The sequence below is a fragment of the Psychroserpens burtonensis DSM 12212 genome (genome assembly GCF_000425305.1).
In the GTDB taxonomy this organism is placed as follows: Bacteria; Bacteroidota; Bacteroidia; order Flavobacteriales; family Flavobacteriaceae; genus Psychroserpens; species Psychroserpens burtonensis.
Genome location: NZ_AUDE01000018.1, coordinates 63,949 through 80,322 on the forward strand (window position 1 = coordinate 63,949; position 16,374 = coordinate 80,322).

14 protein-coding genes are annotated in these 16,374 nt (G+C 33.0%); 7 read left to right on the forward strand and 7 right to left on the reverse strand.

Annotated elements, in window-relative coordinates; translation table 11 throughout:
• Positions 1–5 precede the first annotated feature (5 nt).
• The 3 genes from H593_RS18735 to H593_RS0108375 all read left to right on the forward strand — a co-directional run bounded on the left by H593_RS18735 (position 6) and on the right by H593_RS0108375 (position 4,411).
• A complete protein-coding gene (locus H593_RS18735) occupies positions 6–1,715 on the forward strand; it encodes a TonB-dependent receptor plug domain-containing protein (protein WP_051229669.1) in 1,710 nt (569 codons plus the stop codon).
• A gap of 6 nt (positions 1,716–1,721) precedes the next feature.
• Positions 1,722–3,083 carry an HmuY family protein gene (locus H593_RS18740; RefSeq protein ID WP_051229670.1) on the forward strand — a complete coding sequence of 454 codons (1,362 nt, stop codon included), beginning with the start codon at positions 1,722–1,724 and terminating at the stop codon, positions 3,081–3,083.
• 65 nt (positions 3,084–3,148) lie between these two features.
• Complete coding sequence (locus H593_RS0108375; protein ID WP_028872042.1) at positions 3,149–4,411, forward strand: T9SS type A sorting domain-containing protein; 1,263 nt, start codon at positions 3,149–3,151, stop codon at positions 4,409–4,411.
• Positions 4,412–4,526: 115 nt separating this feature from the next.
• Here the strand turns inward: H593_RS0108375 and H593_RS0108380 are convergent, their stop codons facing one another.
• Both H593_RS0108380 and H593_RS0108385 read right to left on the reverse strand, forming a co-directional pair.
• A complete protein-coding gene (locus H593_RS0108380; protein ID WP_028872043.1) occupies positions 4,527–5,390 on the reverse strand; it encodes a hydroxymethylglutaryl-CoA lyase in 864 nt (287 codons plus the stop codon).
• A 37-nt stretch (positions 5,391–5,427) separates the two neighbouring features.
• Complete coding sequence (locus tag H593_RS0108385) at positions 5,428–6,054, reverse strand: LysE family translocator (RefSeq protein WP_028872044.1); 627 nt, start codon at positions 6,052–6,054, stop codon at positions 5,428–5,430.
• A gap of 218 nt (positions 6,055–6,272) precedes the next feature.
• On the opposite strand from H593_RS0108385, the gene H593_RS0108390 reads away from it, so the two are divergent.
• Positions 6,273–8,021: a T9SS type A sorting domain-containing protein gene (locus H593_RS0108390; RefSeq protein WP_028872045.1), complete on the forward strand. Its 1,749-nt coding sequence runs from the start codon at positions 6,273–6,275 to the stop codon at positions 8,019–8,021.
• Between the two features lie 220 nt (positions 8,022–8,241).
• Here H593_RS0108390 and H593_RS0108395 read toward each other — a convergent pair whose 3' ends face one another.
• Complete coding sequence (locus H593_RS0108395) at positions 8,242–9,285, reverse strand: quinone-dependent dihydroorotate dehydrogenase (RefSeq protein WP_028872046.1); 1,044 nt, start codon at positions 9,283–9,285, stop codon at positions 8,242–8,244.
• A gap of 123 nt (positions 9,286–9,408) precedes the next feature.
• Here H593_RS0108395 and pepT point away from each other — a divergent pair, with 123 nt between their 5' ends.
• Positions 9,409–10,653 (forward strand): peptidase T, encoded by a 1,245-nt coding sequence (gene pepT / locus H593_RS0108400; protein WP_028872047.1) that lies wholly within the window; start codon positions 9,409–9,411, stop codon positions 10,651–10,653.
• 226 nt (positions 10,654–10,879) lie between these two features.
• Here the strand turns inward: pepT and yajC are convergent, their stop codons facing one another.
• The 4 genes from yajC to H593_RS0108420 all read right to left on the reverse strand — a co-directional run bounded on the left by yajC (position 10,880) and on the right by H593_RS0108420 (position 13,976).
• Positions 10,880–11,170: a preprotein translocase subunit YajC gene (yajC, locus tag H593_RS0108405; RefSeq protein ID WP_028872048.1), complete on the reverse strand. Its 291-nt coding sequence runs from the start codon at positions 11,168–11,170 to the stop codon at positions 10,880–10,882.
• Between the two features lie 3 nt (positions 11,171–11,173).
• On the reverse strand, positions 11,174–11,674 hold the full coding sequence (locus tag H593_RS18745) for a DUF1573 domain-containing protein (protein ID WP_051229674.1): 501 nt from the start codon (positions 11,672–11,674) through the stop codon (positions 11,174–11,176).
• Positions 11,675–11,798: 124 nt separating this feature from the next.
• Complete coding sequence (gene nusB, locus H593_RS0108415; RefSeq protein WP_245585024.1) at positions 11,799–12,743, reverse strand: transcription antitermination factor NusB; 945 nt, start codon at positions 12,741–12,743, stop codon at positions 11,799–11,801.
• Positions 12,744–12,872: 129 nt separating this feature from the next.
• Positions 12,873–13,976, reverse strand: a complete 1,104-nt coding sequence (locus H593_RS0108420; RefSeq protein ID WP_028872050.1) for a Glu/Leu/Phe/Val family dehydrogenase — start codon at positions 13,974–13,976, stop codon at positions 12,873–12,875.
• A gap of 129 nt (positions 13,977–14,105) precedes the next feature.
• Here H593_RS0108420 and H593_RS0108425 point away from each other — a divergent pair, with 129 nt between their 5' ends.
• Positions 14,106–15,860, forward strand: coding sequence for an ABC transporter ATP-binding protein (locus H593_RS0108425; protein ID WP_028872051.1), 1,755 nt, complete (start codon positions 14,106–14,108; stop codon positions 15,858–15,860).
• A gap of 71 nt (positions 15,861–15,931) precedes the next feature.
• On the forward strand, positions 15,932–16,336 hold the full coding sequence (locus H593_RS0108430; RefSeq protein WP_028872052.1) for a PUR family DNA/RNA-binding protein: 405 nt from the start codon (positions 15,932–15,934) through the stop codon (positions 16,334–16,336).
• Positions 16,337–16,374: the final 38 nt, after the last annotated feature.

Here is a 16,374-nt window from a genome sequence, read left to right on the forward strand (position 1 = left end):
GTGCCATGGGAGTCCAATATGGATCTAATGCGGTTACTGGTATTATTAATATAATCACGAAAAAATCGTCTCGGTTTGATACAGAAGTTTCAATTTATGTACAGGAAGAAACTGTAGGTAGTGAATATGGATTATTTGACCAAGGTAGACACATACAGTCGGTTAGTGCTAATCATTATTTTAATGAAAAGTTTTTCGCCAAAGCAGGATTTTTAAGAAATCAATTTGCAGGTTTTTTTAATAAGCAATTAGGAGAGAATTACGACCAAAATGATGGTAGAAGAGGACATGAATGGTTGCCTAAAACACAATTGAACCCTAACCTACTACTTCGATTTAAAGGCAACAAAGATTTTTCTATTCATTATAGGTTTGATTATTTAAATGAAATAATCAATAGGAATAACAGGTCCATTAATGAAAACATAAACCCTGCTACAGATACCAGTAATCCTATCGCTTTAGATAACAACTTAATAGCAAACAGATTTACACATAGTATTAATGCCATAGGACGTATAAATGATCAACTAAACTATAATATAGTAAGCTCTTTTCAACAGCAAAGAAATGATATTGAAACCTACGGATACGTCATAAGAGATAGAGATCTTCAAAATGTGGAGCGCCAAGAATATTTATCGCGTACTGCCTTTTTTACCAGAGCAACCGTAAGTAATTTGTTTAAAACCAAACGTTATAATCTCCAAGCTGGATACGAAATGACATTGGAAAAAGGCTATGGCGACGGACTTGCAATATTACTAGATCCAAATACTGAACGTGTTGAAGGACGACTCAATACTTATGACGGTTTCCTTTCTTCGGAATATCAATTTTCTGATCGCTTCTCGATTCGACCAGGCATTAGAACGTCATTTACTAATTTATTTGGACCTCAGTACATCTTATCATTGAGTACTAAATATTCATTTGGAAAAGATTGGGAGTTCAGAACAGTCATTGGTTCTTCGAACAAAACACCTACTTACGATGAGCTATTCACCTTTTTTGTAGATAGTAACCACGATGTACAAGGGAACCCGAATTTAAATCCGGAACGTGGTTTCTCTGTATTTACACATTTAAAAAAAACAATCAAATTCAAAAATGACGTATCACTAAAAAGTAAGCTAAGTGTCTCTTACATTGATTTGGAAGATAAAATTGAACTTATTGTATCCAATCCTCAGCCATTAGCATTTAAGTATACAAATATAGACGCCTTCAAGTCCTTAGGTTTCTTTTTAGAAAATGAATTAAAATACAAACGTTTAACTGGTGGTTTAGGCTTATCTGTTACTGGTGTTTCTCAAGTATTAAATGCAGAGCAAAATGCTAATGATAACTTTCTATTTAATCTTTCGGCTAATTTCAATTTAAATTATAGTGTACCCAAATGGAACAGCAATTTCACACTGTATTTAAAGCATAATGGACGCGCTCAACAATTTGTTCAAAAAGCCAATGATGTCGGTGAGCAAACCTTTGAAAGAGGAGAAACTGAAGCCTTTAGTTGGCTAGATCTAAACTATGAAAAATCATTCTTAAATAAGAAAATTGTAGCCACTGTTGGTGCACGAAACCTTTTAAATATTACTACTGTAAATACGAGTGCGTTTCCAGGAGGAGCACATGGTGATGCACCTACTGGACTACCATTAGCTTATGGTCGATCTTTCTTTTTAAAATTAAATTATAATCTTAAATACTAATAAATTATGAAACTTATTAAACATACAAAACAAGTCGCAATAATGCTGTGTGTAATGCTATTCGCATTGTCATGTAGCGATGATGAAACGATACTATCAGATCCATTTGTAGTTGCTTTTGAAAACTTATCTGCAAACCTCACATCATTTGAGTCACAAAATACTGTGAATTTAGTGTATTCGGAAACCACTAATCAAACGGGTACCATAACATTAAATATTGCTGAAACTAATGCCGTTTATGGTATCGATTATACAACATCACCTGCAGCAATGAATAATGAAATTGTATTAGATATTGGTAGTGGAGAAATGAACACCAGCTTTACTTTTAATAAAATTAGTGCTGCGATTGATGAAAACACATTAATAGAGTTTGAAATTACCAACATTGCCTATTCAAATGGTACTATTCAAGGTAATAGTATCTTTCAATTTAACTCTTCCGCTTCGCTTGGAGGAAGTCTAGTACCAACTACTGGTGGGCCTAATCAACAAGATCAAGTATTTGTAGATCTCAGTAATAATAAAATTACGACAGCACGACGAGATTCTTGGGATTTAGGATTTTATGGAGGCGATGATTTTAGGGTCGCTATAAATAATAGTATTTATATGTTTGCAGCAGCATTATCTTCAACTGACATTGATGCTGTAACAGCGTCTGATACTCAAATAGCAAATCTACAGCCTCAAATGAATATTGGGCAGGTTGGCGCTGATGTATATGCCGATGGTGTTACAGGTGATATAGGCACCACTGCTATTTCCGAAATTTCAGCAACCGCTACTAACAATCCGGTATATCTAATAAATATGGGTTATGAAGTTGGAACAAATACTCCAGAAGTGGGAAGTGTTGATATCTCAGATTCCCCTAGAGGATGGAAAAAAATTCGTGTTTTAAGAAGTGGTGATAATTATGTACTTCAATATGCAGATTTAGATGCTACAACACATCAAGAAGTGACCATATCAAAAAATTCAGCATTCAATTTTACTTTTTTCAGTATGGAAAATAATCAAATTGTTGATGTTCAACCTGAGAAAGATAAATGGGATCTAGGGTTTACTGTGTTTACTAATGTTATTGCTTTTGGTCCTGAGTTTGGTGCTTATGGTTTTTCAGATTTTATAATTACTAATAGAAACGGAAATGTGTCTTCTTATAGTGTTGCGACAGATGTATCGACCTATGAAGATTTTTCTATTGCAGATATTGATACAAGCAGTTTTGATTTGAGTCAAAACAGTATAGGTAGCAGTTGGAGAAGTGTTTTTACAGGTGTTTTTGATGATGTTTTTTTCGTATTAAAAGATACGGACGGTAATCTTTACAAAATAAAGTTTTTAACATTTTACCAGTGATAGTGGTGAAAGAGGTTATCCAGAATTTGAATTCGAATTATTATAAACTATTAAATACAACTATTATGAAAATAAATTTACACATTTTATTCGTCACACTAATAAGTGTTATGTATTCGCAAGCGCAAGAAGTCACTGTAGACATCAGTATGGGTGCTGGTTATTCTAATGAAATTTATTATAAATTGAGCACTCAAACTGAGACTGTATTCACTGCCAATCAATGGGATATTGCTTTTTTAAGAACTAGTATTTTTGATCTTGGTGTACGTGTCAATGACGGTGTTGGCATACAAGTATTTGAAGCTGCTAATACACCTGCTGGTTATGACACAGTAGATGTTACTAATGAGTCTACTTGGACGCAATTGTACAACAGTGATACCAACTGGAGCAGTGGCGCTTTTATGAATACATCAATTTCTGGCAATCCATTTCCTGCTTCTGGTTTTGGAAACTACAACGGAGGGAATAATACCGTAGAAGGACAAATTGTTTTTGTCTTGAAATACCCTGATGGCTCTTATAAAAAATTCTTTATTGAAACCTATCTTGGTGCCTACACGTTTAAATATTCGAGTTGGACAGGAAGTGCTTGGACAGCAGATATTACAGAGACCGTAGCCAATTCTAGCAATCCAAACAACCGATTCAATTACTATAGTTTACAAACGGATTCTGAAGTTATTGCTGAACCTGCTGCAACAGACTGGGATTTTGTATTTAGAAAATATAATTCCTTCCTAAATCCTCCAGGACAGTATTATAATGTAACAGGTGTCTTACATAATCCTAATGTTGAAATTGCTCAAAATGATGAGCCAGGTGGTATGCTAATGAATCCTTCATTAACATATTTAGATAATATGAATACTATTGGTTACGATTGGAAAGCTTTTGGTGGATCAGGGATTGTAGTAGATTCAAATCAAGCATTTTATATAAAATATGCTGATGATACTGTTTACAGACTAACATTTACAGCGTTTTCAGGTACTAGTTCTGGAGATTTAACATTTGTTATTAATAATGTAACGGATGCCTTAAGTATTGCCGATGTCTCTCAAAATGTATCTTTTGGAATTTATCCAAACCCTTCATCGGACAAACAAATTAACTTGGTCTATGATGTAAGTGCTTTAGATGGAAACAATAACAACGTTGCTATTTATTCTTCAACCGGACAAAAGGTTTATGAGACAGCATTAAAAAGCAACTCCGGTTTTTATAACAAAAGCTTAGATCTTTCATCATTATCAAGTGGGATTTACGTTTTACAATTTACATCTGGAGCATTTAGTACCACCAAAAAAATAATATTGAATTAATTTAAAATCAGTGCATGTAATTTTTCTGTACTGAAGTTATACAAATTACTTGAAGAATAATTATTTGAGTTTTTAATCTGAAAGTTAAAGCCCTTATCGAAAGATCAGGGCTTTTTTAATGGTACTCAGTAAAAATTTTAGTCGCCTCATTATAGGAACTTTCAAAACTCATGGCATTAAGGTTATTATGTTTTGAAGATGTAAAGTAAGATAATAATTTTTCTGTTGGCATATTACCTGTGAGTTCGTCCTTTGCCATTGGACAACCACCAAATCCTTGTATGGCACCATCAAAACGCATGCAACCTGCCTTAAAAGCTGCATTTACTTTTTCATGCCATGTCGTTGGCGTCGTATGCAAATGTGCTCCAAACTCAATATTAGAGTACTGTGGAATCAAATTAGAGAATAAATAGTTGATGTTTTCTGGATCTGAGCTTCCTACAGTATCACTTAACGAGAGAATCTTTACTCCCATTTTACTTAATCGTTCTGTCCATTCCCCTACAATATCAACATCCCAAGGATCACCGTAAGGATTTCCAAATCCCATAGAAATGTAGACGACGACTTCTTTATTGTGAGTATTGGAAAGTTCTAAAATTTCAGAAAGTGTCACTACCGATTGTGCAATGGTTTTATGTGTGTTGCGCATCTGAAAATTTTCAGAAATTGAAAATGGGTAGCCCAAATAATCAATCTCTGGATATTGACATGCTTCTTGTGCGCCTCTAGTGTTTGCTATGATTGCCAAAAGCTTACTCTTCGTTGTACTCAAATCTAATTTTGACAAAACTTCAGCAGTATCGACCATTTGCGGTATGGCTTTAGGAGACACGAAGCTTCCGAAGTCTATGGTATCAAAACCAACTCTAAGCAGAGACTGAATATATTGGACTTTCTTTTCCGTAGGAATGAAAGCTTTAATCCCTTGCATAGCGTCACGAGGACATTCGATTATTTTAAGAGGTTTAATCATTGGGTTCAAAGATAGTAATATTGGTGAAATGAACGTTTTATTTTTCCGAAGTAAAAATTAAAATCGCAATCCCAACAAAGACAATAATTTGTAACCACTTTAAATATAATCCAATGCGCTCGTGTTGTTTTATATAATCTGAAATTGATCCAGCCAAAACAGCTATTGTCGAAAGAATGATCCCAGAAACTAGCATAAACAATAAACCCAATACGTAAAATTGGATAATAGAACTTAAGGTATCACTAAATAAAAATCCCGGGAAAAATGCTAAAAAGAATATCGATACTTTAGGGTTGAATACATTCATTATAAACCCTTGCTTAAAGAGTTGCGATAAACTTTTCTTTGGAATATTATCGCTATTTAAGCTTAACTCAGAACCTGATTTGTACACCTTAAAAGCTAAAAATAATAAGTAGAGTGCACCTAATAGTTTTATAATAAAAAATAAAATATCACTTTCCTTGATGATGGCAGATACGCCAAAAGCGACTAATGTGGTATGCACTAAACATCCTGATATTAAACCTGCAACAGTTGCTAAACCATATTTTTTACCATTAACAATACTCTGCATCAATACATAAATATTATCTGGCCCAGGAGATATTGCCAGCACCGAAGTTGCAATCATGAAAGAGATTAAGAGGTCGTAATTCAAAGTCTATATTTTTTATAAACTTAATTAAAAAATAATGTAAGACTACATTTATTTTAATTGGTAAACTATTCGCTATATAGCTCCCTATCTCGTAAAATCTACTGTGAATTAAAATGATTAATTCGAATTTAAAAACGTATCTCACCTATGATTTAAGTATTTAGTCGTATTTTTACATCTTTACAGTATAAACTTAACCTACACATTTACTTTAAGTTATGAAACGAATTACCCCAATAAACACTTTACTGCTATGCTTAACTGTTATTTTATTTTCATTTTCTAATGTAATAGCTCAAAACGAACCACAGTGTGGTACTGTAGCTACTGCAGAATCCGAAAAATATTATCAAAACACACTGCCTCAGGTTAGGCAATTTGAGCAAGAGTATTACCAAAAAATCTTACAACGTTCTTCAACAGCAGTGAGTTCTGTTCCTGTTAAAATACATGTTTTAAGAACTGATGAAGGCACTGGAGGTTTTACAGAAGCAACAATAAACACTATTATTGCTGATATGAATACCTTTTATGATAATGCATTTTTGGAATTCTTTCTTTGTGATGCTATTAATTATATTGATAGTACAGAATATTATGATTTTTCTACAGACGAGCAGGATGCCCTTACATTGACTAATAATGTTCCTAACGTTATAAATATATACTTTGCCAATTCAGTAAGCACTGCAGAAGGTGGTGGTTTATGTGGCTATGCCTATTTTCCAGGAGGACCAGAGGTCATATTGATGGATAATACCTGTGCCCTAAATGGCAGTACAATGCCTCATGAAATGGGACACTTTTTTGGTTTATCACACACACATGGAAACACTAATGGCACATTAACAACAGAGTTAGTTGATGGATCTAATTGTGATACAGATGGTGACTTTATTTGTGATACAGCTGCAGATCCACAATTAGGATTTGGTAATGTAACTGGCTCTTGTAATTACGTAGGAACTGATATAGATGCAAATGGTGAGGATTTCACACCTAATCCCTTAAACATTATGTCCTATTCTCGTAAAACATGTCGTACAGAATTCTCTCTACAGCAATATGCACGAATTTATGGTACGTATCAAACCTCTAGATCGGCAATGGTTTGTCCAAGTTTTAATGTAAATATCGCTGCAGATTTCATTAGAGATTGTGGTAATTCTATGGCAGTAAATTTCACAGATAGTAGTGTTGGAGCAACCTCATGGGAATGGGATATTGATGGCGATGACATCATTGATTATACTACCCAAAACCCATCACATTCGTATTCTAATCAAGGTGGATATGATGTTACGCTCACCATTTCTAATGGATCTGAATCATTAACAAAGGTATACCAAGAGTATATCAAAGTTGGAGGGGAAAACATCAGTACAACTCAAGTATTGCTAACCCTAATTACAGATAACTGGCCGGCAGAAACCTCTTGGGTTTTTACAAACATTAGTACTGGAGTAGAAATCATAAGCTCAGAATATATTGAAGGTGATGATGATTATGCAACATTTACAGAAGTGTTTGATATTGCAACAAATGACTGTTATACGTTTGAAATGATTGACAGCTATGGTGATGGTATTTGTTGTTCTTCAGGAAATGGATCTTATACGCTTGAGACTCTAGAAGGTGATATTGTCACTACTGGGGGAAATTATGGATTTGGCGAAATAATTTATATGGGTAATGCTGTATTAAGTGTGGATGATTATTTTTCATCTAACAACATAACGGTGTATCCAAACCCATCAAAAGAGGTCTTAAACATTAAATTAGCTACTACTAATGATTTACCAGATGGTTATATCGTTTATAATATGTTAGGTCAAATTATGACCAGTAAAAAAATCACTCAAGTTGATGATTTAAGTATACAAACTCATACCCTAAGTAACGGTGTATATTATTTAGAATTGACTAAAGAGAATAGCTCAGAAACAATTCCGTTTATTAAAAATTAATACTTCGGAAATTTTTTAGTACCAATTAGTAAGTGAAATAAGCCTTAGATAAAATAGAAATCGCAGATTCATGAACTCATTAGTCTCATTTAATGGCATTATGAACTAAAATAAATGAATAGTCTTTGTTATGCTTTTATTTTGAAATACAAGTGCCATACACGCTAATTATTAGACTTATTTTACATGCTAATTGCCATATCTCACAAAGCGAATTGACTTAACTGTGAATTTGCTTTTTTAGTATTGCTTTATTGATGTTTTTAATCAATTTTGGTCCTTCATAAATAAAACCAGTATAGATTTGAACTAGGTCTGCTCCTGCTTCAATTTTTTCTAAAGCATCCTCTGCGGAATGAATACCTCCTACACCAATTATAGGAAATGACTTATTACTTTTTTCTGAAAGATATTTGATAACTCGCGTCGATTTCTCTTTAATAGGTTGACCACTTAATCCACCATTGCCGATTTCAGCAAGACGCTCATTAGAAGCCTTTAAACCAGCTCTATCCATAGAGGTATTACTAGCAATAACACCATCTAATTTAGTCTCGGCTATCAACTCTATGATTTCATCAAGTTGAAGATCATTTAAATCTGGCGCTATTTTTAATACAATTGGTTTTTGTGTATCAAATGTATTATTCGCTTTTTGTACAGCATGAATGAGCTCCAATAAATAATCTTTATCATTAAGTTTAGCATGGCTATCTACATTAGGACAGCTTACATTGAGTACAAAATAATCTACGTAAGGATGTAACCCATTAAAACAATGTATATAATCTTTAGTGTAATCTTCTGGTTTGGTATCTGTATTTTTACCAATATTCCCTCCTATTATTAATTTACCTTTATTCTTTTTTAACTCTAAAATAGCGGCATCTAAACCTTCGTTATTGAAACCCATTCGGTTGATAATCCCTTTGTCATCCCTTAATCTAAATAGACGCTTTTTAGGATTTCCAATTTGGGCTTTTGGTGTGACTGTACCAATTTCAATAAACCCAAAACCAAAATTGGCTAGCTCGTTATAAAGCACTGCATTTTTATCAAAACCTGCTGCTAATCCAACTGGATTTTTAAATTTAAGTCCGAATAATTTACGTTCTAAAAAAGGATCTTCTAAAAGATATAGAGTCCTAAAAAGTAATGAAAACCCAGGGATTTTAGAAACAGTCCTAATTAAAGAAAATGTAAAATAGTGGACTTTCTCAGGGTCAAAACAAAATAATAGCGGTCTAATTAAAAGCTTGTACATTGAAAATCTTTTCTAGTGCAAAAATAATATACATTTGAATATAATCGCTAACTTTAGGTTTAATAATTAACCTATAGTTTTTTACATTTCACTAAAACTCTTAAAACAAAACAATTACACGTTATGATTTCAAAAGACGACATCACAAAACGATTTATAAGCTACGTTACCGTTGACACTGAATCTGATCCAGAAAGTGACACAACACCAAGCACTCTAAAGCAATGGGACTTGGCAAATATTTTGGTAGCAGAATTAAAACTTATTGGTATGAGCGATGTCTCTATTGATGATAATGCTTATATCATGGCAACTTTACCAAGTAACGTAAATCATAAAGTACCAACAATAGGTTTTGTGTCTCATTTTGATACAACACCAGACTTTACAGGTGCAAATGTCAATCCTCAGGTTATTGAAAATTATGATGGTAAGGATATTGTTTTAAATGCTGCGGAAAATATCATTCTCTCACCAGATTATTTTGAAGACTTATTATTGTACAAAGGACAAACTCTCATTACTACTGACGGAACAACGCTTCTTGGTGCAGATGATAAAGCTGGAATAACAGAAATTATCTCTGCAATGGAATACCTCATTAATCATCCAGAAATTAAACATGGTGTTATCAAAGTAGGTTTCACTCCAGACGAAGAAATTGGTCGCGGTGCACACAAATTTGATGTTAAAAAATTTGGAGCTGATTGGGCTTATACTATAGACGGTAGCCAAATTGGCGAATTAGAATATGAAAATTTCAATGCTGCAGGAGCAAAAGTAGTTGTAAAAGGTAAAATAGTACATCCTGGTTATGCTAAAGGAAAAATGGTTAACTCCATGTATATCGCTACAGAGTTTATCAATTCTTTACCTCGTATGGAGACACCAGAGCATACAGAAGGCTATCAAGGATTTTTCCATCTTCATAATATAGAAGGTAAAGTTGAAGAAACCGTATTACATTATATCATAAGAGATCATGATATGAATCATTTTAAAGCTAGAAAAGAAGTGATACAAAAGCTCACTAATGCAATAAATGAACAATATGAGCGTGAAGTGATTACCATTGAAATAAAAGATCAGTACTTCAATATGAAAGAAAAGGTAGTACCTGTAATGCACATTGTTGATATTGCTGAGGAAGCTATGAAAGCATTGGATATAGAACCTTTAATAAAACCTATTAGAGGAGGGACTGATGGTTCACAATTAAGTTTTATGGGATTACCTTGTCCGAATATTTTTGCTGGCGGTCATAATTTCCACGGACGTTATGAATATGTGCCAGTAGAAAGTATGATAAAAGCCACAGAAGTAATTTGTAAGATTGCTGAGTTGACTGCAAAGAAAGCTATAGAGTAACCTAGAAATACATACAAAAAAAACAGAAGAAAACCTTAAAGACGTATCCACGATTATCATTAGAGTTTAAAACATTCAGTACGTTCTTCTTTCAGAAATTCAGGCATTTTAACCATCACTATGTTCTATAGATGCAAACTACTATCTTCTGTCTTGGGTCTTAATAAAACAAAAAACTCCGAAAGAGAACTTTCGGAGTTTAAAATATCTTGTAAATATTATTCTTCTATTTTACAATTGCAGGAGTATTTAATTTTCGACTAATTTCCATAGAAATAGCAGAACGCTCAAACTTAATTTTCCCTGCAAGTGTTTCGATAACACAGCTATTGTCTTTATCATTAAGATCAACGACTTTACCGTGTAAACCACTTTTTGTAACAACTTTATCACCTTTTTTTAAAGCTGCAGAAAACGTTTTTTCTTGTTTTGCTCGTTTCATCTGAGGTGCAATCATAAAGAAATACACAACGGCGAACATGGCTATAAAAGGTAAAAAATCTCCGATTGCTCCCATAAATTATTTAGATACAGGATTAATTGATGTCGTACCCGCTTTCTTATCTGGTGCATTTGGATCTGGCTGAACAAAAGCTTTAATTTTAACAATTTCAGAACCTTTTTCAGTATTCGTTGTTAACGTAATTGACTTTTGAACTTGATTAGCACCTTTTCCATTAAACTTGACAGTAAACTCAGCAGACTCACCTGGAGCTAAAGGGTTTCTGTTCCAATCTGAAGGCACAGTGCATCCACATGTACTTTTAATATTACTTACTACTAAAGGTGTCTTACCAGTGTTAGTGTAACTAAATTTTGTTTCTACAGGAGTACCATTAACGATAGTTCCAAAATCATGCTCAGTTTCAGTAAAAGAAATCACAGGAAAATCACCTGCAGTTGCATCTCTTTCTGCAGCAGCTGCTACGTTGCTTGAGTTGATCTTACTTGTTGCATCCTCTTTACAAGATGTGAACGCTACTAAACATAACGCGCTTAAGGCTAAAATTGATTTTTTCATTTGTATAATTTTTAAATAATTTTTGATTCGAGAAGCCAAATGTACTAATAATTTCATCTAATTAAAATTTTTAGCCAATTTTCAAACAAAAGATTAACAGTATATCACTTATAAAATATAAGGTTTACATCAAACCCCTACCAATTTTATTAAGGTTTCCTTCCTCGGTATAACCTTTAACAATCTTATCTAAGATACCATTAATAAAATTACTACTCTTGGGTGTAGAATACTCTTTAGCAATTTCTAAGTATTCATTTATAGTCACCTTTACTGGTATTGAAGGGAATTTTTGAAATTCACAAATAGCCATTTGCATCAATATTGCATCAATTTGTGTGATACGCTCTGCATCCCAATTTTTAGTTTTAGACCCTATTTCCTGAATAAATTTAGCCTGATTTAAAATACTCTTTTTCAATAAATTAACTCCAAATTCTTTGTCCTCCGTATCTTTAAATAATTTTGGGGTAAAGAACTTACCGTCAGAAGATGCTTTGACTTTTTTTAAAATCTTAAGTATTGCAGTATTGACTACTGGCAGATCATCTAACCAAGTAAGGCGTTTGCCTTCAAAGTAGTCATATAGCTTGTCATTAGGTGCAATAATTTCTGTAAACAAATCGATTATAAATATTTTATCATCTTTAAAAGTTGATGTTTTAGTAGACATATAGTCTTTATAAATATCACTTTTAAGAATAGATTTGAATATGACGTCAATGTATTCAAAATCTAAATACCAAGGATTTTCTTTTTGATCCTCTATTAACTCTAAAAAAACCTCGTTAGAACTTAGAAGTATCAAAACCTCATTGTTTACAAACTTTGAATTTGGATTTTTTTCCTCTTTAGTTGCTAGCAGTTTTTTTTGGGTTTTATCTAAGATATCTTTTGATTTTTTATGAACCTCAATCAAAAGAGATAATTGAGCGATAAATAATTCGTACATGCTATCAAGACTCTGTAGAAGAAACCTTTCGCTTATTTTAATATCATCACTTTCACTTCCTCTTGAAGCATATAGTGTTTGCATTACCTTAATACGAATATGTCGTCTATTTAACATGTTTACAAAGAGCTATTAATTAATAAAAGCAAATGTGACCACTGATTTCATAGAAGTACAGTAATCAAATTTGCCTTGCAAAAATACTATAATTTTAAAAGATGCAAACTATTTTAGTTTGTAATCTTATTATTTTCCTTGTTCTCTTTTTCGAGTTTCAATACGTTCTTTAGCGATACTCAAAGCGGCACTGTTGGTTGTGACATCGTTTGCTTTAGCACGATCTAAAATTTCCAATGTTGTATTGAAGATATTCTCAGTTTTTCGCATGATCTCTTGACGATCATAATTCTCTAATTCTGCATACACATTGATGATTCCACCTGCATTAATTAAAAAATCTGGAGCATAAAGAATATTTCTATCTTTTAAAAGCTTGCCATGTTTTACTTCGTCTGCCAACTGATTATTTGCAGCACCTGCGATGATATCTGCATTTAATTTATAGATCGTATCATCGTTTATTGTTGCTCCTAAAGCGCAAGGCGCATAAATATCCATACGCTCACTATAGATGTCTTGTCCTCCATAAATAGTGACATCATATTTAGAGCGTACTTCTTCTAAACGTTCTTGATTTATATCTGCAATAGTAACTTTAGCACCTTCATTTGTTAGATGCTCGACAAGAGCTTCTCCAACATGTCCTATACCTTGAACAAATATCGTTTTGTCTTCTAAAACATCACTACCATATTTAAACTGAGCAGCAGCTTTCATTCCCATAAAAACACCGTAAGCAGTAATTGGAGATGGATTCCCTGCACCTCCCTTACTTTCAGAAATACCTGTCACATAAGGTGTGACTTCTCTTACTGTGTCCATGTCTTCCGTAGTCATCCCTACATCTTCCGCAGTAATATATTTACCACTTAAGGAGTGCACAAACTCACCAAACTTACGCATAAGCTCAGGAGTCTTTTGGGTTTTAGCGTCACCAATAATAACGGCTTTTCCTCCTCCAAGATTTAGGCCTGTAATCGCAGATTTAAATGTCATCCCACGTGATAACCTTAATACATCATTAAGTGCTTCCCACTCGTTATTATAGTTCCACATTCTAGTACCTCCTAAAGCAGGTCCCAAAACTGTGTTATGAATTCCAATTATTGCTTTTAAACCAGTATCTTTGTCGTTGCAAAAAACGATTTGCTCGTGATTATCAAAAGATAATTGTCCAAAAACTGGATCTATTTTTGAAAGTTCTTTAGAACTTAAAACATCTGATGTCATTATATTGAGATTAAAAATCTATTTTAATTATATGTAAAATAGCGAGCAAAAATAATCCAATATGTGAGTATTAGCAAAAATAAGGTCTTAAAATATCAAATTGTTAATATTCAAGTTTCGATATAGTTAATGAAAGAACTCAGACATATAAATAAATATTTTAAAAAGTATCGCTACAGACTACTATTAGGTGTACTAATAACGATAGGAGCAAAAATATTTGCATTATTTACACCCCGATTTATTGGTAAAGCCATAACCACTATCTCCAAAAAATTAAATGGAGAAATCAGTGAGGAACTTTTTAGACAAGAATTAGCAATAAATATTGGTTACCTTATTGGAGCTGCTGTTATTGCTGGAATTCTCACATTCTTAATGCGACAAACTATTATAAATGTATCACGTTATATAGAATTTGATTTAAAAAATGAAATCTACCAACAATATCAAAATCTATCACTAAACTTCTATAAAGCCAATAAAACAGGTGATTTAATGAATAGAATTAGTGAAGATGTTAATAAGGTGAGAATGTATGCTGGACCAGCTATTATGTATACTATAAATACGGTGACACTTTTCCTAGTGGCTTTAATTTATATGATAAATGTTGCACCTAAGCTTACATTGTATACTGTATTACCGCTGCCATTATTATCATTTATTATTTACAAATTAAGTAGAGTCATAAATAATCGCAGTAGAATAGTGCAAGAGTATTTATCACACCTTTCTGCTTATACACAAGAATCATTTAGCGGAATCTCTGTTATTAAATCCTATGGTATAGAAGGAAGAAATTTTGATGAGTTCCATAAACTTTCTGAAGAAAGCAAACAAAAGCAAATTGATTTAACTAAAGTGCAAGCTTTATTTTTTCCATCAATGATTCTTCTTATTGGGATAAGTAATGTGCTCGTCGCTTATATTGGTGGCATGCAATATATCAATGGAGAAATTAAAGAAATTGGAACCATAGCAGAATTTTTAATCTACGTGAATATGCTGACATGGCCTGTTGCAACTGTAGGCTGGGTTACTAATTTAGTACAACAAGCCGAAGCTTCTCAACAACGTATTAACCAGTTTTTATTAGAAGAACCTGAAGTTAAAAACTTGAGCACGACTCCAACCAATATCAATGGAAATATAGAATTCAAAGAGGTCACCTACATTTATCCTGACACTAATATTAAGGCCTTAGATAAGGTAAGTTTTTCTCTCAAAAAAGGACAAACACTTGCTATACTAGGTAAAACAGGTTCTGGCAAATCAACAATTCTAGATCTCATTGGTAGGCTCTATGATGTACAAGAGGGCCAAATATTAATTGACGGCACACAAATAAACCAAATACATCTTAAAAGTTTAAGACACTACGTAGGTTATGTACCCCAAGATGCCTTTTTGTTTTCTGATACTATTGAAAATAATATCATGTTTGGTAAAGAAGATGCTACAGAAGAAGAAGTCATCAACGCTGCAAAAAATGCAGATGTGCACAAAAACATTATGAAATTCACTAAAAAGTATAAGACCAAATTAGGTGAACGAGGTGTAACGCTCTCTGGTGGACAAAAGCAACGTGTTTCTATTGCAAGAGCCCTAATTAAAGCACCAGAAATCATGTTATTTGATGACTGCTTGTCTGCTGTAGATACAGAAACTGAAGAAAAAATCCTTAAAAATTTACGTAAAATTTCCGAAGGAAAAACGACTATAATTGTGAGTCATCGTGTCTCTTCTGCTAAAGATGCAGATACTATTATTGTGTTAGAAGACGGAAAAATCATTCAAAAAGGAACACATGAGTCTCTGGTAAACACAGATGGATACTACAAAGTGCTTTACTTAAAGCAACTTAGCACAAAAGAATTATAGTAATTTGTTGCTTACTACTCTTTTTTTTTAGATTTTTGATGCGCAATCAAATTAAAAATTAAAAATTAGCTATGAGTGATCACGGAATGATGGAGAAAGAGGAAATTTTCTCAAAGGTTTTAAGAGCAGGAAGAAGAACATACTTTTTTGATGTAAGAGCTACGAAAGCTGGAGATTATTATCTTACAATTACAGAAAGTAAGAAATTCACTAACGATGATGGATCGTTTCACTACAAAAAACACAAAATATATCTATACAAAGAAGACTTTACTGAGTTTAATGAAATTTTAATTGAGATGACAGACTATATCATTTCAGAAAAAGGAGATGAAGTTATTAGCGAACGTCACCAAAAAGATTTCAAAAAAGAAGACTATGCGGCAGCAGATGATGTTACTGAAGGGGGAGCACCCGTCGATGATTCTGATGAATCTGCTGAAAAATTCACAGACATCAATTTTGAAGACATATAACAACTTAAATTGTTAAATTGTACAAACCGCTATTCAAT